This window comes from Arthrobacter sp. Ms25 (assembly GCF_059090365.1).
Window position 1 is genome coordinate 764,415 of record NZ_JBNHFP010000001.1, and the last position, 18,279, is coordinate 782,693.

Consider the following 18,279-nt stretch of genomic DNA (forward strand, 5'->3'; position numbering starts at 1 on the left):
ATAAAGTGTCGACGTTTTCGGCACATGTTCGATTTGAACCCTAACTATGAGACGTAGATCACGTCAAGTGTCGACATAAGGGCGACTTCCGGGTAGTTTTGGGGCAACAAATCACTGGAGATCCCCGTGCAGGCAACGGCACCGGCGTCACATGAAAGAGCAGGAGTCCTCCATGGCATCAGCACAACAGTCCGCAGCACGACCGCCCGGCCCCCTGGGCGGCGTTCGGGTCCTGGACTTCACCCAGTTCCTCTCCGGGCCCTACGGCGTGCAGATGTTGGGCGACATGGGTGCAGAAATCATCAAGGTCGAATCACCCTCCGGGGACCTGAGCCGCACCGTCCCGCCGCACTTCATCCGCGGGGACAGCGCCTATTTCCACACCATCAACCGGAATAAGAAGTCCATCGTCGTGGACCTCAAACATGAAAGCGCACCGGAACTGATCCGTTCGCTCATGGATCAGTGCGACATCGTGGTGGAAAACTTCCGACCAGGCGTTCTCGCCCGGCTCGGCGTCGATCGTGAAATTGAGATGGAACGCCGGCCGGAGCTGATTTGGGCCTCAATCAGCGGCTTCGGCCAGACCGGACCACTGCGGGACCTGACCGCCTACGACATGATTGTCCAGGCCCTCTCCGGCACCATGAGCCTCACCGGTGAGCGTGGAGGTGATCCTGTCCGGACAGGCCTGCCGATCGGCGACCTCGCCGCGGGCCTCCATGCCGTTATCGGCATCCTCGCAGCGCTGAACCGACGGACCCGGGAAGGGGTCGGGGACTACATCGACATCTCCATGCTTGACTGCTTGGTGTCGATGGTCGACTACCAGGCGACTTACTACCTGGAATCCGGCCAGGTCCCCGGACCCCAGGGCAGCGGCCACGATTCAATTCCCACCTACCGCATGTTCCAGGCCGGAGATGGCCGCGCGATCGTCACCACGGCGAATACCGAGCGTATGTGGCAGGCGATGGCCAAGGTCCTCGGATGCCCAGAGCTCATCGAGGATCCGCGTTTCGCCCGCAACGCGGACCGGCTGCGCAACAAGGAGGCGCTGTGGGCCATCATCGAGCCAGCGTTCCTGCAGCGCACGGCCGACGAATGGGTTGACTTGTTCAACGAGGCGGCCATCCCGGTCGGCACCGTCAACGACGTGGCCTCCGCACTTAACAGCCCACAGGTGGCCGCGCGCAACATGGTCGTCGAACTGTCCGACGGCGAGGGATCCACCGTGCGAACAGTGGGAAATCCAATCAAAATGGCCACACTTCCGGAAGGCCGCAACAGTTTCCCGCCTGCCCTGGGGCAGGACGGACCGGCTATCCTTCACTCCGTTCTGGGTATGGCCGAGACGGACATCGCCGCTTTGGTGGACAGCGGGGTGATACGCCCCCCGACTCCGGTTCCAACCGGCGCCGAGGACAAGGTGCCCGCATCAGCGCATTGATTCCGTAGCCGGCGGCCCGGCCCGGCGTCCGGAGAGGTGTCCACTCCGAACGCCGGGTGCGGATCACCTGCCATCAATCCCAGCGGTTATTCCCCGTGGGCACCCATACCGCCGGAAAGCGCCCGGTAGGCGTCGCGGATAATCGCTCCGGACAGGGCCCGTGCCAGGTCCCCGTCCCTGACCTTGTAGGCGAGGAACAGCCGATCGTGATCGGCCAGGGAGCGCTCCATTCGCAGCGGCGGTGACATTGATCGGCGGCGCAGCTGCAGGACCCGCAGGCCCAGGGAATCGATCAGCTCAGCCAGCACCGGATTACGGGCCACCGAGGTGACTGTGTCGTTGTAGCTGACGTTGGCCCAGAAATAGGCCTGGACATCGCCGGATTCGCACGCTTCCCGCATGCGTTCGAGGCCCTCCTTCATCCTAGCCAGGTCCTTGGCTGTCCGCCTCGCGCACACCAGCTCCGCGATGTTGCCACTGAGGAGGGACCGAACATCATAGATATCCTTCACCGGCGTGCGGGACAGGTCCACCACCGTCGGCCTGCGCCTGGCAGGAATCTCCACTAGGCCCTGTTTCTCAAGGAGTAACAGGGCCTCCCGAACCGGCGTGCGGCTGGTGCCGAAGCGCTCCGAGAGCTCCACTGAATTGACGTCGCTGCCCGGAGCCAGTGTGCCCTCGATGATACGGGTGCCGACATCCAGGGCGATCTTCGCGACGAGTGAGTCGGCCCGATCCTCCAACCGAAGCATCCGTGTCATCAGCTGAACGGAAAAGTCTTTCCCGTTTTCGTCCTCCATGAATTTCATTCCTGTCTCACACACCGTTGCGGGCAAAGCCGACACGTCGCCAGCCAGCAGCCCTGCCACGAAGGAAGTCTGTCTGTACGCGTGCCTCCACGCTAAACGCGCGGCACGTTGCCGTGGGTGTGCCACGCCGCGGCGCCCTCCCCTCGCAATTGCAGGCTTCGCCGGCCCCGCGAGCAGCTCCCCTCCCATTGTGTCGACACTAGGGTTGACCAAAACCCTACAATTAGGCAGTATGTGATCCAGTTCATAAAATAAAGGCGACAGTTTATGAGTCGTTGATCGGCAGGTGAAATGCGGCTCCTCCGCCTGCCAGGCAAATCGAGAGTGGGTTAGAGCATGAACGCAGTAGCGATCATCGGTGGGGGGCAAGCCGGCATCCAGGCGGCCGCTTCATTGCGTCAGGAGGGTTATGCCGGCGCACTCACGGTGATCGCCGCGGAAAGCGGCATCCCGTACCAGCGCCCCCCGCTGTCCAAGGAGTTCATGAAACCGGGACAGGAGGGAGACATCCTGTCCCTGCGGGAACCGGACTTCTACTCCACCCACGGCATTGACCTATTGACCGGGGTACGCGCCGATGCCATCGACCGGGCCGCCCATACGGTGGTGCTCGATAATGCCGCCAAGGTGCCCTACGACCGCCTAATCCTCGCCACCGGCACCAGGAATCGGCAACTTAGCTGCGGCGGATCCGATCTCCCGGGAATTCATGGCCTCCGCGAACTCAGCGACGCCAGGATGCTGCAGGAGGAACTCAGGACCGCCCGGAACGTCGTGGTCATCGGAGCGGGATTCATCGGCCTCGAGTTCGCAACCGCGGCCCTCGCATTCGGTGTTTCCGTCACCGTGCTCGAGTTTGCCCCGCGACCAATGGGACGGGCGCTGACCCCGGTGATGAGCGAATGGTTCGCCACGGAACTCCGGTCCATGGGCATCGACCTTCGGCTCAACGAGGGAATCCGGGAATTCATTTCCGGACCGGACGGACGAGTGGCCGCGGCGGTTTCCACCACAGGTGACACGTATGCAGCAGATCTTGTAGTGGTGGGTATCGGCGTCATCCCCAACGTCGAGTTGGCCGAAGCCACCGGCCTGGCAACCGGGAACGGCATTGTGGTCGACGAAACCTTGCGGAGTTCGGACCCGGACATCTTCGCGATTGGCGACTGCGCCGCCTTCCCCAGTGTCCATACCGGTGGCATGATCCGCCTGGAATCCGTGCAGAACGCCACTGATCAGGCCAAACACGTAGCAAAGGTGCTAACCGGTAATGAGAGTCCTTACGCTGAGCTGCCGTGGTTCTACTCCCACCAAGGCCCGCTGCGGCTGCAGATGACCGGTCTCCTGGGACCGGATGAGGACTATGTAGTGCTCGGTGATCCGGGCGCCCGCAGGTTCTCCATCCTTGGGTTCAGGGACGGCCTCCTCGCTGCCGTCGAATCGGTAAATATGCCCGGCCACCAGAACATCGGCCGCCGCCTCCTGACAACCGGGCCATGCGTCACCCTGGACCAGGCCCGCGAGCCCGGATTCGACCTTCGGCAGGCGTTGAAGGCCACAGCCCCCGCCTGAGCCCGGCCCGAAACCCGCCAGAACCATGACCATCCCGAACGTTTAGACCGGTCATACCTCCACACCCTCCGGCACCGCCCAATTGCACCTAGCCAAGATGGGATCCTCCTCACCATGACCTCTCCCGCGACCAGGTCCGCTTCGGCGGCCCAGACATCCTCCGCCACCCGACTGTGGGGACTGGACTCCCCCACCATGCGCATCGATGCCGCCCACCTCGTTATCGGCGCCGAAGGCACCGTGGACATTCCACTACCCTCCTACCTGATCGAGCATGAGCAGGGCCTGGTCCTCTTTGACACGGGAATGCACCCTGACGTGTGCGAGGATCCGCGCCTGGTTTTCGGCGACCGCCCGGAATCCACCATGGTCACCGGCTCCCCCGAGCAGCGCTTGGACAACCAGCTGCGGATGCTCGGATATGACACCACCGACGTCACTCATGTCGTACTCTCGCACACCCACACCGACCATGCCGGGGGGCTGTTCATGTTCCCGCACGCCAAGTTCTTCATCGGCCCCGGGGAGTACGACTATGCCAAGAACCCCCCTGCCGGGTCGGCCCATCTCGTCATGCATCAGGACATTCTGAGGGCCGAGATTCAGGACTTTGACTGGACGACCATCGATTCCCCCGAATACGACCTGTTCGGCGACGGTTCCATCCAGCTCCACCACTTCCCCGGCCACACGCCCGGTGAGCTCTCCACTCTGGTGCGCCTGCCGAGCCAGAACATCATGCTTACCGCCGACACCGTGCACCTGCGCGAGGCTGTCGACTGGCGTGAAGCCGATCCAAGCGACTGGAACCATGAGGTTGGACGGGACAGCATCGACCGAATGCTCGCAGTCACCGAACGGGAACAGGCAAGGCTCTGGATTTCGCACGATGAACGGGACTGGGCCGACTTCGGCGGTCCGCGTACGGAACTGAAGTAAGGACGTTCGATGAGAAGACTGTTCGATTACCGATGCCGGGCCTGCGGATGGCAGGGTGAGGCCTTTGTCACCGTCCCCGCTGCACCGACCCTCGACTGCGGATCCTGCAACGCCCAGGCGGACCGGGTGTACTCGATAGCTGGGCTTCTGCGGTCCGGGGCCTCCCTGAGCACCATCGCCCCCGCAGGTGGAAGCACCGAGTGCAAGGACAACCCCGACGTACCCGGCCTGTGCCATGTGGCCCCGGCAGCCCGCCGCTCGCTGATAGCCCAGCACCGCGGCGATGACCACACGCTGTCCCAGGAGCAGGCCAAACAACAACGACGCTTCGAAGAGAAGGGACCCGTGCCCCTCACCGACGTCATCCACGCCCACTGAACCACCCGACCAGGAATTGGAGTTGCCCGTGGAGGCAAAAACCACCGCGCAGGACGCACCCGCCCTGCCGCATAGCGATGAACGACGGCTGACCACCCTCGGCAACCTCTTCGACCTGCGGGGACGCGGGGTGGTTGTAACGGGAGGTGGCAGCGGTTTGGGCCTGCGGATGGGGACCGTCCTGGCGCAGACCGGCGCCACGGTGATCCTGATCGACCGCGATCAGGACAGTCTGGCGGCAGCTCAGGCAGCGTTGGCCGAGGACGGCCTGGCCGTCTCTGTCCGCGTCGTTGACATTACCGATTTTGATGAGATCGATGCGGCGTTCAAACAGATCGCGGTGGAATTGGGGCTCGACGTCGTATTCGCCAACGCCGGCATCAGCGCGGGCATCGGCCCCCGGTTGAAGAGCGGGCGTATCACCGATCTCGACCAGCAACGATGGCGGCAAGTGCTCGATGTCAATCTCAGCGGTGCCGCCTTCACCATGTCCGCCGCGGCCAGGCATATCCGGGACGGGGCCGGCCGCATCATTGTGACCTCATCCCTGGGCGGAGTACGGGCCGACCCGATGGTGGGCTATGCCTACGCCGCCACCAAGGCGGGAGTGGTAGCCCTGGTCCGCAACGCGGCCCTGGAACTGGCCCATCGCGGAATCAATGTCAACGCGCTGGCGCCGGGACTGTTCGACACGAATATCCGCAAGGCCAATCCCGTGGCCGAGGCAATGACCGGCGACTTCCGGAAAATCTCAGCTCTGGGCCGAGGCGGGGACCTGTCGGAACTCGAGGGGCTGGTGGTCTACCTCGCATCGAAAGCCTCCAGTTACATGACCGGGGCTGTGCTCAACCTGGACGGGGGTGGCCAGCACGTCGGTCCCAACCAGGTTGAAATCTAGAACCCCCGCCCTCCAGGATTAGGTGCACCCGGCTTTCGTTTCCAGGCTGGACTGGCATTGCGGGCCGGCCGCGGCCCTTTCCGAAGCCCCTTGAATCGGTTTCCCTGCCGCAAGACACTGGGCACATGGCACTGCAGATCAGCCCCACGTTCTGGAAAATCCTGCCCGAACTGCGCTACGAACCCACGCCGCGGCGCATCCGGGCCCAGCTCGGCGGCAACACCGTGGTGGATTCCACCGGCGCGGTGCTGGCCTACGAGCCGAGACGGGTCACGCCCATCTACGCTGTACCCGCCGCGGACATTGCCGCGGAGCTGGTTGCCGCGGATGCCCCGGAGCAGGACCCGCTGGCCGCGGTGCCCCCGGACGCCCTGATGGACCCGCGCTATCCGTTCTCCGCACACACCGCCCCCGGCCAGCCACTGGACCTGCACGCCGGATCGCACGAGCTGCCCGGCGCCGGGTTCCGTCCGGACGATCCGGACCTTGCCGGCTACGTGCTGCTGGACTTCAATGCCTTCGACCGGTGGCTGGAGGAGAACCAGGAGGTCCGGGGCCATCCGCGGGACCCGTTCCACCGGGTGGACGCCGTGCAGTCTTCGCGCAGTGTGCGGGTCCACCTGGGCGGGACACTGCTGGCGGAGACCCGCGAGCCGCTGTTCGTCTACGAGACCATGCTCCCGCCCCGCACCTACTTTCCGCGGAACGACGTCGACTGGGACGTCCTGAGCTCCTCGCTGAAACTATCGGTCTGCCCGTACAAGGGCACGGCCAACTACTGGTCCGTGACGGGCCGGCCGGAGGGCACCGACCTGGCCTGGTCCTACGAAACCGTGCTGCCCGATTCCGCGCAGCTGAAAGACCGGGTCAGCTTTTTCGACGAGCGCACCAGCGTCTTTGTGGACGACGTCCGGCAGGACATCAACTCACTGTTCCGGTTCTGACCAACCCCGACGGTCGGGTCCCGCCGGCGTCTACCCGTTATTGGCGGCAATCTGGATCAGGTTGCCCACTGTGTCCGAAAAGACCGCCGTCGTCATCGGTCCCATCTGCACCGGCGGTTGGGTGAAATCGACCCCCAGGTCCCGGAGCCGGTCGTATTCGGCCTGGACGTTGTCCACCTCGAAGGACGTGAACGGAATTCCGTCCGCCACCAGTGCCTGCGTGAACGGTGCCACGGCAGGATGGCCGGCGGGTTCAAGCAGCAGTTCCACGCCCCCTTCCTCCCCGGCAGTGCCCACGGTGAGCCACCGCGCACCGCCCGTCGGAACATCTGCGCGCTTCTCGAATCCCAGCACCCGGGTATAAAAGTCCAGTGCCCGGTCCTGATCCTCCACGAAAACGCTCGTCACCACGATTTTCATGTCCGCTCCTGTTCCGTCGCTGTCCGGCCGCTGCCGCTGTCCCGCCGGGCCCCAGTATGGGCGGCGCCCGGCGGATGCGGCAGGGTACTTCACTCCAGATCTTCGAAAACATCCCCGAGGACTGCCGCCCCCGGCGCCTGCGGCGGCCAAGCGATGGCCAGCATCTCGGAGCTGACGGTGCGTCCCCAGCGGTCATCGTCCTCCACGTCCGGCGGCACGCCGGGCGAGACCACGTGGCGCTGGGTCCGGTGCTCCATCAGGCCCGCCACCACCCGGTGAGCCACGCTGCCGACATCGACTTCGATCCCGATCAGCTCGTCCGGGATCGGATGCACGTCGTACACCCTGTCCTCGTGCCAGGGCGCCAGTCCGCGCCGGATCCGGCTGCGGTTCCACCGGTCCCAGGTTGAGCGGCGGACGCCGCCGTGCAGCAGGCGCTGCAGCCCGGGTCCGCCGTCGGCCTTCAGGCGCCCGAAGGCCGCGTCCGTTGCCGCGCCGACGGCAATGTGGTCGGGATGCCCGGTCAGGCCGTCCGGACCGAAGGTGGCGACGACGTCCGGCCGCTCCTGCGCCAGGATGCCGCCGATCCGTTCCACCAGCTCCCCGAAGGGAACCCGGGCCACCGCGCCGTCGTCATAGTCCAGCCATTCGTGGCGGTCCGGCGGCCTGCCGTGCGCCATCCAGGCGGCCTCCATTTCACGCCGGCGGATCTGCCCGAGCGGTTCGTTGACCGGAGGGTAGGACGGGTCGATCTGCCCGGCTCCGCCGTCGGTGGCGTGGACCAGGACGAAGCGGAACCCCGGATCAAATTCATGCAGTGCGACCGTTCCGGCCAGCCCGTAGGCGTCATCGTCGGGGTGGGCGACAACGAGGGCAAGGACATGTGATCCGCTCATTTCCGGCACCTCCCGGCAGAGGATTCCGCTACCGTTCCAGCGTAGGACTGCCGACATGGTGCCGCACCAGTCTCCCGGCACCGGGAACGGACGGCGCCGGTCCGACGCCGCAGCTAGGCTGGACTGCCATGGAGTGGTTCAGCGCCGAAGGATACGAATTCGCCCGCCAGGTCCTGCAGCGCGGCATTGCCGCGGTGTACCTGGTCGCGTTCCTGAACGCCGCCGCCCAGTTCCCGGCACTGCTGGGCGAGGACGGGCTGCTGCCGGCGCCGGGGTTCCTGGCCCGGATCAAGGGCCGGGGCATCCCCACCCTGTTCCACTGGCACTATTCCGACCGTTTGCTGCTCGCCGTCGCCTGGACCGGCGCCCTGGTGTCCGCCCTGCTGGTGGCCGGGGTGCCGCAGTCCGGTCCGTGGTGGCTGCCGATGCTCGCGTTCCTGTTGATCTGGGGGCTGTACCTGTCCGTGGTGAACATCGGGCAGACGTTCTACGGGTTCGGCTGGGAATCGCTGCTGCTGGAAGCCGGATTCCTGGCTGCGTTCCTGGGCTCCGACGACGTCGCCGCACCGGTCGCGGTGCTCTGGGCCTTCCGCTGGCTGGTGTTCCGGCTGGAGTTCGGTGCAGGCCTGATCAAGCTGCGCGGCGATAAGGTGTGGCGGGACCTCACGGCCCTGTACTACCACCACGAGACCCAGCCGATGCCGAATCCTGCCAGCTGGTTCTTCCACCACCTGCCGAAACCGCTGCACCGGGTGGAGGTGCTGGGCAACCATTTCGCCCAGCTGGTGGTGCCGTTCTTCCTGTTCTTCCCCCAGCCGGTGGCCTCCATCGCCGCGGCCGTGGTGATTGTTACCCAGTTCTGGCTGGTCCTCTCGGGGAACTTCGCCTGGCTGAACGTGCTGACCATCCTGCTCGCGTGCACGGCGATCAGTGATTCGGCCGTGCAGGCGGTGCTCCCCGCAGCGCAGTTCGCCGCACCGGACCCGGGGGCAACTCCCCTGGTGTTCGCCGTCGTCGTCGCAGCCGTGACCGCGGCGGTGCTGTACTGGGCCTGGGCGCCGCTGAAGAACCTGGTTCGCAGCAACCAGCTGATGAATGCCAGCTTCAACCGCTGGCACCTCTCCAACGCCTACGGCGCGTTCGGCAGCATCACCCGGCACCGGAACGAGGTGGTCATCGAGGGCACCAATGATCCGCCGGGGCCGGACGCCCGCTGGCAGGAATACGAATTTCGGGGCAAGCCCGGGGACCCGCGCCGGATGCCGCGCCAGTTCGCGCCCTACCATCTGCGGCTGGACTGGCTGATGTGGTTCCTGGGTCTGGGCGCGTCCGGCGCCTGGTTCCCCGAGCTGCTGCGGAAACTGCTCGCCGCCGACCGCCGGACCCTGCGCCTGCTGCGCAGGGATCCGTTCGGCGGCGTTCCGCCCCGCCGGATCCGTGCCCGGGTGTACCGCTACCGCTTTTCCACGCCCGCGGAACTGCGCCGCGAACGGGTCTGGTGGGTGCGGGAACCGGCCGGAATCCTGGTGGACCCGGTCGAGGGACCGGGACCGGATTCCGCTTAGGCGTTGACGTCGGACCTGGCGACCACGTGGTGGGTGGCGTGGTCATACAGGAAGGTCAGCGGACCGCCTGCGTGCCGCAGTTCCATGTTGCCGCCGTCGCGGTGTGCGTCGGCCCCGTAGTTCTCATCCCAGGAACCGTTCAGGGCCACCTTGTAGCTGTACGTGCCCTCGGGCAGGTCCAGCGTCAGCTTCCACAGTTCGTCGTGGCGGTCAAAGGCGAACTGCGCCCCGGCCGGATCCCAGTCCGCGATGCCGGCCGCAGTGCCGAAATCGCCGGCGAGGGCAACGGACTCCGGCTGCGGGAAGGACGGCTCCGGCGTCTCGGCCCCGGGGTGCGCACCATGCTGCTCGGCGGGTGCCGCGGGGACGGCCACGGCGTCGCGCAGGGCTTCTTCCACCACGTCCTCCGCCGGGGAGGCTGCTTCGGGTGCGGGCTTGCCGTGCAGGGCGGCGGACAGATGCGCCGGCTCCGGAAAGTCCTTGAGCGCCTGCCGGCCCTCGTTCGTGATGCTCCAGCCTGCGCGGGCTTCCTTGAGGATCCAGCCGGCCTTAACGAGTTTTGTGGTGGCATTCACCAGGGCGCGCTCACCGCGGGTGGTGCCGCTGGCCAGGGTTTCCGCCTCGCGTCCGGCAAGCGGCACACGGTCCAGTGCGGCGCCGAGTACCTTCGCCTTGCTGACCTTGCCGGCCGACGACGGGTCCTCTGCAGCGAGGATTTCAAGGACCGCCCGCAGCCGCAGCGCAGTGTTTTCAACGGTGTCTGAGCCCAATGGAATTCCTTTGTTACGAATGAAGATAGCGGCTTCTGATAAGCCCGCTGACCGTCTTCAACCCTATCGCCGGTAACCTCCGGGACGAAGTACCGCCGCCCTAGTGTTGCGTAACTCTCGCCCTCAGCCGGGCAAAAGACCCCTCGACAAGGGGCGCGTAGCCGGCATAGGCAGCCAGGACCGCGTCCTGCACCTGGGCAAGGTCCACCGCGGGGACCAGGTCCCGGGCGGCGCCGGCGGTGGCCGGGTTCCAGTCCAGCCCGAGTTCGGCGTAGCAGTCGGTGAGGACCCCGCGCAGCGGGGCTGCGTTTTCCACCACCAGCACCGAGGAAAACAGCCAGCCGCCGGCGACCACCCGCTGGGCGGTGCCCGCCAGTTTAATCCGTTCCCCGCCGGGCCCCTGGCCGTAGACGGTGAACTCCCCCGGACAGTACTCCCCGGGGATTTCCCCTACCCCGGCTTCCAGCCCGGCCTTGCGGAAGGCCTCGGCCAGGAGCTCGCCGAAGTCGGCGAACCGGCCCCGGGCACCCGGGAGCGCACCGGCGTCGGGCTCCACATGGTCCAGGATCAGGCAGCCGTCGTGGTAGGCGGCGGCCCGCCCGCCGGCCTTGCGCACCAGGGGTTCGAAACCGTGCTGCCGGCAGGCCGCCTGCGCCGCGGCGAACCCGGGCAGCCGGGCATCACGCTGCCCCAGCGCCACCGTGGGGCGGGGGCGGTAGATCCGCAGGGAAGGGCCGAGCCCGCCGCGGCGGACGGCGTCAAGCATGCCGAGCGCGAAGTCCAGGTCCTCCGCGGCTCCGAGGGAGTCGTCCTGCCGGAAGACCTCCAGGACGGCGGGCACGGGCTAGGCTCCGCCGAGCGGGCGGACGGTCAGGATCTGCTCGCTGCGCCCGAACGGTCCGTGGACGTCATGCAGGACGGTGGAGGTCAGGCCGATGCCGTCCGTGCCGAAGGTGACCCGGGTATCCAGGCCCAGCCACTCTCCGCGGGGGTCACGGTGCAGATGCAGCTGCAGGTCCACGTTGGGGAAAATGTAGCTGTCCCCTCCCGGCGGGACGCGGGTGGAAATGCCGTTGGCGGTGTCGGCCATACCCACCAGGCGGACCAGGTCGGGGGTGGGCATGCCTTCCACCATTTCGTGCGGAGTCCGCAGCCAGGCCCGGCCGCGGCCCGGACGCAGCCCCGGCAGCGCCCGCTTCTCCAGGGACTCGATGAAGGCGCCGGGCCACGCGGTCATACCTTCGTGGCCGTCGGCTTCCGCCGGACCCGGCATGGCGTCGTCCTCCACCGCCGCCACCTCCGCCGTCGAGCCGCGGGCAATGCGCCAGGCGGTGGCGCGCACGGCCGTGCGGCCCTCGGCCACCAGGTCCGCCTGTACCAGTTCGATGGTGCGGCCCGGACGCAGGACGGAGGTCTTCACTTCAAAGGCGGTCCGGGGGATCAAGCCGAAAATGTCGTAGCTGATCCGGGCCATGCGCAGTTCCGGCCGCGGACGGAACTGTTCCAGGCAGTGGGCGAGAAGGCCGGAAACGGGTGCCATGTGCTGCTCCTGCGGATTCCAGGCCCCCTGCGTGTGGATGGTGGCTTCATAGGCGCCGTTGCCCAGTGAGCGGTAATACGATTCAGCCACGTGCGTCGCTTCTCCCTGCCGGTTGCGGAAATCCGAGCCTTCAGGCTACCCCAGCCCGCCCGGACGGCTGGTCCCGGAACGTAACGCAGGGCACACTGGCCGAATGGAATATACGCATCTGGGCCGCTCCGGCCTCTCCGTGTCCCGCCTGTGCCTGGGCACCATGAACTTCGGCCCGAAAACGGAGGAGGCGGATGCCCACGCCATCATGGACTCCGCCCGGGACGCCGGCATCAACTTCTTCGATACCGCCAACGTGTACGGCTGGGGCGAGCGCAAGGGCTGGACCGAACAGATCATCGGCCGGTGGTTCGCCAAGGGCGGCGGCCGGCGTGAAGACACGGTCCTGGCCACCAAGCTCTACGGCTCCATGAGCGAACGCCCCAATGACACGTTCCTCTCCGCCCTGAACATCCGCCGCGCCCTGGACGCCAGCCTGCAGCGGCTGCAGACGGACTACATCGACCTGTACCAGTTCCATCACGTGGACCGGAACACGCCCTGGGACGAGATCTGGCAGGCCATGGAAGTGGCCGTCGCGCAGGGAAAGATCATTTACAACGGGAGCAGCAATTTCGCCGGCTGGCATATTGCCCAGGCCCAGGAAAACGCCCGCCGCCGCAACTTCTCCGGCCTGGTGAGCGAGCAGTCCATCTACAACCTGATCAACCGGTCCGTGGAACTGGAAGTCCTTCCCGCCGCGCAGCAGTACGGGCTGGGCATCCTGCCGTGGTCGCCGCTGCAGGGCGGGCTGCTGGGCGGGATCCTGGCGAAGGAGGCCGACGGCGGCGGGCGGCGTGCCGAGGGCAGGGTGCGGGACCTGCTGGAGAAGCACGAGGAGCAGATCCGCCAGTACGAGGATCTGGCAGCGGAACTGGACATCCTGCCCGGCGTCCTGGCACTGGCCTGGCTGCTGCACCAGCCCGCCGTCACGGCTCCGCTGGTGGGACCGCGTACCCAGCACCAGCTGGATGAAGCCCTCCTGGCACTGGACGTGACGCTGGACGCACGGACGCTGGCCCGGCTGGACGAGATCTTTCCCGGGCACTCGCCGGCCCCGGAGGACTATGCCTGGTGACCGGCGCCCGGCTACGCGGCGGTGAAGCCGGGCAGGGCGAAGAATCCCTGTGGATCCGCTGATGAGCGGATCTCCGCCAGGCGCCCGGCATTGCCGCCGAAGTACGCGGGGCCTGGATCGGCAATCGAAGGGTCGAGGTAGTTGAAGTACGCGCCCTTGCCCCACGACGGTTCCATGGCCGCACGCGATGCCCGGACGAAGGCGTCATACGGGGCAGGGTCCGCAGTGTCTTCGAACGTGGCGGTGTACTGGACCGTGGCGTAAGCGTCCCTGTGGGCGAAACCCGTGGCGTCGGCGGGCACGTCCCGCACGGCTCCGCCGAGCGCGTCGAGGGACACCGAAACCTCCCTTGCACCGGCCAGCTGCTGGCCGAGCATGCACCTCTCGACGAGCACGGCAGCACCGTTCCCGTCGAGCAGGTCCTTCGGTACGTGGGAGGCCGCGCTGAAGGCTTCCCGCTGCAGCACGCCGCCGTCGCCGGTGGTGCACTGCGCCACGGCCGCACCGGCGCACCCGGCGTAGGAAAACATGACGTCCAGGTACGGCCGGTCCGGTTGGACCGCGTTCGCCGTCGGCAGGACACCGGACCCCTCATGAAGCGCAGCCATATGTGCCTCCAGTTCGGCTGACGGGCCGGTCCACGTTGCGGTCAGCTGGATGGTCGGGGCGGCATGCCGGCCGCCGCTGAGGAGCTTTAACGTCGACCAGAGCCGGGGGTCGGCGCCGGGCGCCCACGCCTGCCAGGCCAGGATCACGGGGACCGCATCAGCGAAGGACCATTCCAGGAAGGCCGTGGTGATCGTCGGCGCGGGAACAGTCTCGAACGTCAGGGAGGTTACGACACCGACTTGCCCGCCTCCTCCGCGGCAGGCCCACAGGAGGTCCGGGTTCTCGTGGGCGCTCGCCGTCATCCGTGCGCCCTCTGCCGTCACCAGGTCAACCGAGCGGAGTGCATCCGAGGTCAGCCCGAAGGCGCGCGTCAGGACACCTACGCCGCCGCCGAGGGTCAGGCCGGTGATCCCCACCGTTGCGCAGGACCCGGCCGGGAGGGCACGGCCCTGCTGGCCCAGCGTCTCGTACACCTGGATGAGCGAGGCTCCGGCACCGATGGTGGCCGCGCCGTCGGCGGCGACGCTGATCTCCGACAACCCCCGCACATCGACGACGAGGGCCGCCTCGCCGCTCGAATAACCGGCATAGCCATGTCCTCCCGACCGCAGGGCAACCGGCAGTCCCGACGCGGTGGCGAAGGTGACGGCCTCCGCCACGTCCTGGGCCGATGCAGCTGAGAGCACCGCCAGTGGCCGGGCGCCGTCAAAGCGCGGATTCTCCACCAGGCGCACCGCCGGGTAGGCGCCGTCGCCGGGTAGGGACAGCTGCCCTTGGATACGGGAACGCAGGCCTTCCCAGTCGGGCGGTCCCGCGGAGGCCGTGGCTGTCCCGGACGGTGATGCAGCAGTCGTGGCCGGTGGTGACGGGGCCGGTCCGGCGCATGCACCGAGGCCGGCCACCGCTGCTCCCCCAAGGGCTGCTGCGAGTAGGTTTCTCCGTGTGATCTCCGCCATGGCGGACACCCTACGCCTGCGGCTGCCTGCTGTTCGGACCTCCCGGCGGCGCGTCCCGGACGGGGTCTGCCTCAGGGAGCGTCAGGCGCTCGCAGGCTCAATCAGCTGCGGCCCGTTGTTGCGTACCGAGTTCACCTCGGTGGAGACCACCCGCGGGGTCAGCGTGGGTTCGGGCACGGCATCGAGCAGTTGGGCGACGTCGGCCCCGTCCGTGAGTTTCGGGTCGAGCCAGTCCGCGTAGAGGTCCGGCGGGATGATCAGCGGGGTGCGGTCGTGGATGTGCCCCAGGGCGTCGGCGGCCTTGGTGGTGATGATGGTGACGCTCAGCAGCCATTTGTGTTCATGGTCCTCCGGCAGCGCCGGGTCGGGCCAGAATTCGTACAGGCCGGCGAACGCCAGCGGATCCTGCGCGGCGGAGGACAGATAGGTGGGAATTTTGCCGTCCGCGGACTTTTCCCATTCGTAGTAGCCGTCCGCCGGCACCAGGGCGCGGCGCTTCACGGCCGCCTTGCGGAATGCCGGTTTCTCCAGGAGGGTTTCGCGCCGGGCGTTGATCATCCGGGATCCGATTTTCGGATCCTTCGCCCAGACCGGCACCAGCCCCCACTTCGCCGTCGCCAGCCGCCGGACGGCGGCTTCATTTGCGTACCGTTCGGTGACTATCCGCACGTCGTCCGTGGGCGCCACGTTCCAGGACGGCAGCACATCCGGCCCCACGGCCTGGTCGACGGCGAAGGCCGAGACCAGGTCCGACGTCGCCCTTGCCATTACGTAGCGTCCGCACATGGCACCTATTGTGCACCATGCCCTGCGGCAGCGGCTCCGATACGGCCGGGCCGGTTACCGCTCTTCGAACATATGTTCTAGCGTTAAGGGTATGAACCAGGACGCCGTCGAGCGGCTGGCGGCCCGCTACGCGCGGCGGGCCGAGCCGATCAGCCTTACCCCGGAAGAGCTGGACTTCGAGCACAATCCGGTCACCACGTCGGTGCCCGGCGTGCCCGTCTGGGCCTGGATCCGGTTCCCCGGAGCGGCGGAGCGGGTCAAGGGCGAGGCGTGCAGCTGGTCATCCCGGGCGGTGCAGGTGCTGTGGGAGGACGCCGGGGTCCGGCGGGCCACCTGGGTGTGGGCCTCTGCGGTGACGCGCCGGAGCAACAACTCCCGCAGGGAAACACTCGGTGACCGCACCTCCCGGAACGCGGAGTGAGGTCAGTCCGCCGTCCAGCCCGAGGCCCGGATCCAGGCGGGCAGATCCAGCGGGGCACCGCCCAGCAGGGTCCGGGTCGCCTCAAAATCGCCCTGGTATGCGGGAGTCTGCCCGAACCAGCGGAACATTGCCGCCAGGTCCTGGGACGCGACCGCCTCCAGCGGCAACGCCTCGTAGCGGGCCGGCAGCCCGGCGGCAGTACCGAAGGCGGCGGCGATCTGTGGGCCGCTGCGCTCGTCCCCCGCGATTTCGACGGCGCCGCCCTCCACGCCGCTGCCGCCCAGCAGGATCGCGGCGGCCGCCCGGCCGACGTCGTGCACCGCCACCATCTGCAGCGGAACGTTGTCCGGCAGCGGCATCCGCACCACTACTTCGCCGTCCTCCGTGCTGACGCCGAAGCCGGAAAAGTTGTCCGTGAAGAACACCGGGCGCAGGAAGGTCGCGTGCAGTCCCAGGTCCTCGATGTGCTCTTCGACGCGGCGCTTGCTTTCAAAGTGCGGCACTTCCGACTGCCGTTCGGCTCCGCCGACGGAACTGTAGACCAGATGCGGCAGACCGGTCCGCCGGGCCGCGTCCGCCAGGGCTATGCCGTTGGCGGTTTCCTCTTCCGTTCCGCCGGGCCCGGTCATAGTGGCCATTGCATAGGCCGCGTCCGCTCCCTTGAGGAACGCATCAAGGCTGTCCGGGTCCGCCAGGTCGCCGGAAGCCAGTTCGACGCCGCGGTCCGCGAGCGCCGCAGCCCGGGGTGAGCCGGGGTCCCGGACCAGGGCACGGATCCGCGCGCCGCGCTCCAGCAGGGCGGCCGTAACGGCGCCGCCTTGCTGTCCGGTGGCACCGACAACGGCTATCAGGGGGGCTGAATCATTCACGGCAATCTCCTGTTCCAGGGTGGTGCACGGTAAGAGCTGGTTGCCGTGCTAACCCGGAAGGCCGCGCACATATTCCAGCGCTTCACGGGTCAGGGCCGTCCAGCGCCGTGCGGTGGCTGCAGGGTCCGCACCGGCCGGCACCTCGATCCACTCCCGCATGGTGCGTGTGCCCATGGTGACCGGACCCGCGGTCCCGGCGGCAAGGAGTTCCCGGGCGCGGGCCTGCGGCAGCTTCACGATCAGATAGTCGCCGGAACCGAGGAAGGCCACGATTTTGGTCCCCGTGCGCAGTCCGGGGCTGCGGAACATGGTGCCCAGGGTCAGCGGGCCCTGATCCTGCAGCTCGGCTGCGACTAAGTGCAGGAGATCCAGGGCTTTCTGCGACGGCACCATCGATCAGCCTCCTCTGTCCGGGTCAGAGCTGGCTGAAGTCCGCCGTCGCCGGGTCGGCCCCGATCCGTCGTCCGCCGTCCAGCCCGTCCAGGAGGTCAAGCTCCTCCTGCGTCAGGTCGATCTCGACGGCGGCGAAGTTCTCCCGCATGCGGGCGGAGTCGGCCGATTTGGGAATGACGATCCGCCCCGACCCCAGGTGCCAGGCCAGCACCACCTGCGCCGGAGTGGCAGCGTACTTCTCCGCGAGTGCGGCCACTTCCGCCCCCGCCAGTTCCCTGCCCTGACCCAGCGGACTGTACGCCTCCACGGCGATGCCGCGGGACACGGTGTCGGCGGCGAGCGCTGCCTGCTGGAAGCCGGGATGCAGCTCGATCTGGTTCACGGCCGGCAGCACCTGGCTTTGCTCGTACAGGGCATCCAGGTGGTCGGCAAGGAAGTTCGACACCCCAATGGCGCGCATATACCCGTCCCGGTACAGCCCCTCGAGTTCCTTCCACGCCTGCACGAACATCCCCTGCGAAGGCACCGGCCAGTGGATCAGGTAGAGGTCGACGACGTCGAGGTTCAGCGCTCGCCGGCTGTCCAGGAACGCGGCCCGCGCCCTCCCCTGGTCTCCGTTGCGCAGCTTGGTGGTCACGAAGATCTCGGACCTGGGAATGCCCGACGACGCGATGGCCGCTCCGACGCCGGCCTCGTTGCGGTAGGCGGCGGCGGTGTCGATGTGGCGGTACCCGGCAGCCAGGGCATCTTCGACCACTTCCTGCGTCCGGTCCGCCGGAACCTGGAAGACGCCGAACCCCAGCTGGGGAATCCGCACGGAATTGCCGAGCGTCAGCTCCGGAACAGGGGTGGAGGAACTCTCTGTCATGGTGATGCCTTTCCTGCCGTGCGGTCAT

The 18,279-nt window shown here is 67.3% G+C and carries 20 protein-coding genes; 9 read left to right on the forward strand and 11 right to left on the reverse strand.

Annotated elements, in window-relative coordinates; translation table 11 throughout:
• The first annotated feature begins 172 nt into the window (after positions 1-172).
• Complete coding sequence (locus AC5RT8_RS03525; RefSeq protein WP_494094304.1) at positions 173-1,450, forward strand: CaiB/BaiF CoA transferase family protein; 1,278 nt, start codon at positions 173-175, stop codon at positions 1,448-1,450.
• Positions 1,451-1,536: 86 nt separating this feature from the next.
• Here the strand turns inward: AC5RT8_RS03525 and AC5RT8_RS03530 are convergent, their stop codons facing one another.
• On the reverse strand, positions 1,537-2,250 hold the full coding sequence (locus AC5RT8_RS03530) for a GntR family transcriptional regulator (protein ID WP_494094305.1): 714 nt from the start codon (positions 2,248-2,250) through the stop codon (positions 1,537-1,539).
• Between the two features lie 345 nt (positions 2,251-2,595).
• Here AC5RT8_RS03530 and AC5RT8_RS03535 point away from each other — a divergent pair, with 345 nt between their 5' ends.
• From AC5RT8_RS03535 to AC5RT8_RS03555, 5 genes are all read left to right on the forward strand, one after another.
• On the forward strand, positions 2,596-3,831 hold the full coding sequence (locus AC5RT8_RS03535; protein WP_494094306.1) for an NAD(P)/FAD-dependent oxidoreductase: 1,236 nt from the start codon (positions 2,596-2,598) through the stop codon (positions 3,829-3,831).
• 114 nt (positions 3,832-3,945) lie between these two features.
• Positions 3,946-4,770: an N-acyl homoserine lactonase family protein gene (locus AC5RT8_RS03540; protein WP_494094307.1), complete on the forward strand. Its 825-nt coding sequence runs from the start codon at positions 3,946-3,948 to the stop codon at positions 4,768-4,770.
• Between the two features lie 9 nt (positions 4,771-4,779).
• Entirely contained in the window at positions 4,780-5,148 is a 369-nt protein-coding gene (locus AC5RT8_RS03545) for an FmdB family zinc ribbon protein (protein ID WP_494094308.1), read from the forward strand.
• Positions 5,149-5,176: 28 nt separating this feature from the next.
• Positions 5,177-6,046 (forward strand): SDR family NAD(P)-dependent oxidoreductase, encoded by an 870-nt coding sequence (locus tag AC5RT8_RS03550; RefSeq protein ID WP_494094309.1) that lies wholly within the window; start codon positions 5,177-5,179, stop codon positions 6,044-6,046.
• 125 nt (positions 6,047-6,171) lie between these two features.
• Positions 6,172-6,990, forward strand: coding sequence for a DUF427 domain-containing protein (locus AC5RT8_RS03555; protein ID WP_494094310.1), 819 nt, complete (start codon positions 6,172-6,174; stop codon positions 6,988-6,990).
• 30 nt (positions 6,991-7,020) lie between these two features.
• Here the strand turns inward: AC5RT8_RS03555 and AC5RT8_RS03560 are convergent, their stop codons facing one another.
• A complete protein-coding gene (locus AC5RT8_RS03560; RefSeq protein ID WP_494094311.1) occupies positions 7,021-7,410 on the reverse strand; it encodes a VOC family protein in 390 nt (129 codons plus the stop codon).
• An 89-nt stretch (positions 7,411-7,499) separates the two neighbouring features.
• Entirely contained in the window at positions 7,500-8,306 is an 807-nt protein-coding gene (locus AC5RT8_RS03565; protein WP_494094312.1) for a PIG-L family deacetylase, read from the reverse strand.
• Between the two features lie 128 nt (positions 8,307-8,434).
• Here AC5RT8_RS03565 and AC5RT8_RS03570 point away from each other — a divergent pair, with 128 nt between their 5' ends.
• Positions 8,435-9,871 carry a lipase maturation factor family protein gene (locus AC5RT8_RS03570; RefSeq protein WP_494094313.1) on the forward strand — a complete coding sequence of 479 codons (1,437 nt, stop codon included), beginning with the start codon at positions 8,435-8,437 and terminating at the stop codon, positions 9,869-9,871.
• On the opposite strand, the gene AC5RT8_RS03575 is transcribed toward AC5RT8_RS03570, so the two are convergent.
• The 3 genes from AC5RT8_RS03575 to AC5RT8_RS03585 form a co-directional block, all read right to left on the reverse strand.
• On the reverse strand, positions 9,868-10,641 hold the full coding sequence (locus tag AC5RT8_RS03575; RefSeq protein ID WP_494094314.1) for a pullulanase X25 domain-containing protein: 774 nt from the start codon (positions 10,639-10,641) through the stop codon (positions 9,868-9,870). The genes AC5RT8_RS03570 and AC5RT8_RS03575 overlap by 4 nt on opposite strands.
• 100 nt (positions 10,642-10,741) lie before the next feature.
• The gene (locus tag AC5RT8_RS03580; RefSeq protein WP_494094315.1) at positions 10,742-11,482 is read right to left on the reverse strand and encodes a lipoate--protein ligase family protein; all 741 of its coding nucleotides are present in this window, start codon (positions 11,480-11,482) and stop codon (positions 10,742-10,744) included.
• Between the two features lie 3 nt (positions 11,483-11,485).
• Positions 11,486-12,271, reverse strand: a complete 786-nt coding sequence (locus AC5RT8_RS03585) for a thioesterase family protein (protein ID WP_494094316.1) — start codon at positions 12,269-12,271, stop codon at positions 11,486-11,488.
• A gap of 103 nt (positions 12,272-12,374) precedes the next feature.
• On the opposite strand from AC5RT8_RS03585, the gene AC5RT8_RS03590 reads away from it, so the two are divergent.
• Entirely contained in the window at positions 12,375-13,349 is a 975-nt protein-coding gene (locus AC5RT8_RS03590) for an aldo/keto reductase (RefSeq protein ID WP_494094317.1), read from the forward strand.
• Between the two features lie 11 nt (positions 13,350-13,360).
• On the opposite strand, the gene AC5RT8_RS03595 is transcribed toward AC5RT8_RS03590, so the two are convergent.
• Positions 13,361-14,914, reverse strand: a complete 1,554-nt coding sequence (locus tag AC5RT8_RS03595) for an FAD-binding oxidoreductase (RefSeq protein WP_494094318.1) — start codon at positions 14,912-14,914, stop codon at positions 13,361-13,363.
• An 81-nt stretch (positions 14,915-14,995) separates the two neighbouring features.
• The gene (locus tag AC5RT8_RS03600; RefSeq protein WP_494094319.1) at positions 14,996-15,700 is read right to left on the reverse strand and encodes an SOS response-associated peptidase; all 705 of its coding nucleotides are present in this window, start codon (positions 15,698-15,700) and stop codon (positions 14,996-14,998) included.
• A 91-nt stretch (positions 15,701-15,791) separates the two neighbouring features.
• On the opposite strand from AC5RT8_RS03600, the gene AC5RT8_RS03605 reads away from it, so the two are divergent.
• Entirely contained in the window at positions 15,792-16,121 is a 330-nt protein-coding gene (locus AC5RT8_RS03605) for a hypothetical protein (RefSeq protein ID WP_494094320.1), read from the forward strand.
• A 2-nt stretch (positions 16,122-16,123) separates the two neighbouring features.
• Here the strand turns inward: AC5RT8_RS03605 and AC5RT8_RS03610 are convergent, their stop codons facing one another.
• Genes AC5RT8_RS03610 through AC5RT8_RS03620 form a run of 3 tightly spaced genes read right to left on the reverse strand, consistent with a single transcriptional unit; the run spans position 16,124 to position 18,251 of the window.
• Positions 16,124-16,990, reverse strand: a complete 867-nt coding sequence (locus AC5RT8_RS03610; RefSeq protein ID WP_494094321.1) for an NmrA/HSCARG family protein — start codon at positions 16,988-16,990, stop codon at positions 16,124-16,126.
• A gap of 48 nt (positions 16,991-17,038) precedes the next feature.
• Positions 17,039-17,383, reverse strand: a complete 345-nt coding sequence (locus AC5RT8_RS03615) for a hypothetical protein (protein WP_494094322.1) — start codon at positions 17,381-17,383, stop codon at positions 17,039-17,041.
• Between the two features lie 22 nt (positions 17,384-17,405).
• A complete protein-coding gene (locus AC5RT8_RS03620) occupies positions 17,406-18,251 on the reverse strand; it encodes an aldo/keto reductase (protein WP_494094323.1) in 846 nt (281 codons plus the stop codon).
• Positions 18,252-18,279 lie beyond the last annotated feature (28 nt).

Excerpts from the sequence above, each read along its gene's own strand:
- AC5RT8_RS03570 (WP_494094313.1), top strand. The coding sequence starts at position 8,435 with ATGGAGTGGTTCAGCGCCGAAGGATACGAATTCGCCCGCCAGGTCCTG.
- AC5RT8_RS03540 (WP_494094307.1), top strand. The coding sequence starts at position 3,946 with ATGACCTCTCCCGCGACCAGGTCCGCTTCGGCGGCCCAGACATCCTCC.
- AC5RT8_RS03600 (WP_494094319.1), bottom strand. The coding sequence starts at position 15,700 with ATGTGCGGACGCTACGTAATGGCAAGGGCGACGTCGGACCTGGTCTCG.
- AC5RT8_RS03605 (WP_494094320.1), top strand. The coding sequence starts at position 15,792 with ATGAACCAGGACGCCGTCGAGCGGCTGGCGGCCCGCTACGCGCGGCGG.
- AC5RT8_RS03595 (WP_494094318.1), bottom strand. The coding sequence starts at position 14,914 with ATGGCGGAGATCACACGGAGAAACCTACTCGCAGCAGCCCTTGGGGGA.
- AC5RT8_RS03565 (WP_494094312.1), bottom strand. The coding sequence starts at position 8,306 with ATGAGCGGATCACATGTCCTTGCCCTCGTTGTCGCCCACCCCGACGAT.
- AC5RT8_RS03615 (WP_494094322.1), bottom strand. The coding sequence starts at position 17,383 with ATGGTGCCGTCGCAGAAAGCCCTGGATCTCCTGCACTTAGTCGCAGCC.
- AC5RT8_RS03530 (WP_494094305.1), bottom strand. The coding sequence starts at position 2,250 with ATGGAGGACGAAAACGGGAAAGACTTTTCCGTTCAGCTGATGACACGG.
- AC5RT8_RS03560 (WP_494094311.1), bottom strand. The coding sequence starts at position 7,410 with ATGAAAATCGTGGTGACGAGCGTTTTCGTGGAGGATCAGGACCGGGCA.
- AC5RT8_RS03525 (WP_494094304.1), top strand. The coding sequence starts at position 173 with ATGGCATCAGCACAACAGTCCGCAGCACGACCGCCCGGCCCCCTGGGC.
- AC5RT8_RS03545 (WP_494094308.1), top strand. The coding sequence starts at position 4,780 with ATGAGAAGACTGTTCGATTACCGATGCCGGGCCTGCGGATGGCAGGGT.
- AC5RT8_RS03620 (WP_494094323.1), bottom strand. The coding sequence starts at position 18,251 with ATGACAGAGAGTTCCTCCACCCCTGTTCCGGAGCTGACGCTCGGCAAT.
- AC5RT8_RS03535 (WP_494094306.1), top strand. The coding sequence starts at position 2,596 with ATGAACGCAGTAGCGATCATCGGTGGGGGGCAAGCCGGCATCCAGGCG.
- AC5RT8_RS03590 (WP_494094317.1), top strand. The coding sequence starts at position 12,375 with ATGGAATATACGCATCTGGGCCGCTCCGGCCTCTCCGTGTCCCGCCTG.
- AC5RT8_RS03555 (WP_494094310.1), top strand. The coding sequence starts at position 6,172 with ATGGCACTGCAGATCAGCCCCACGTTCTGGAAAATCCTGCCCGAACTG.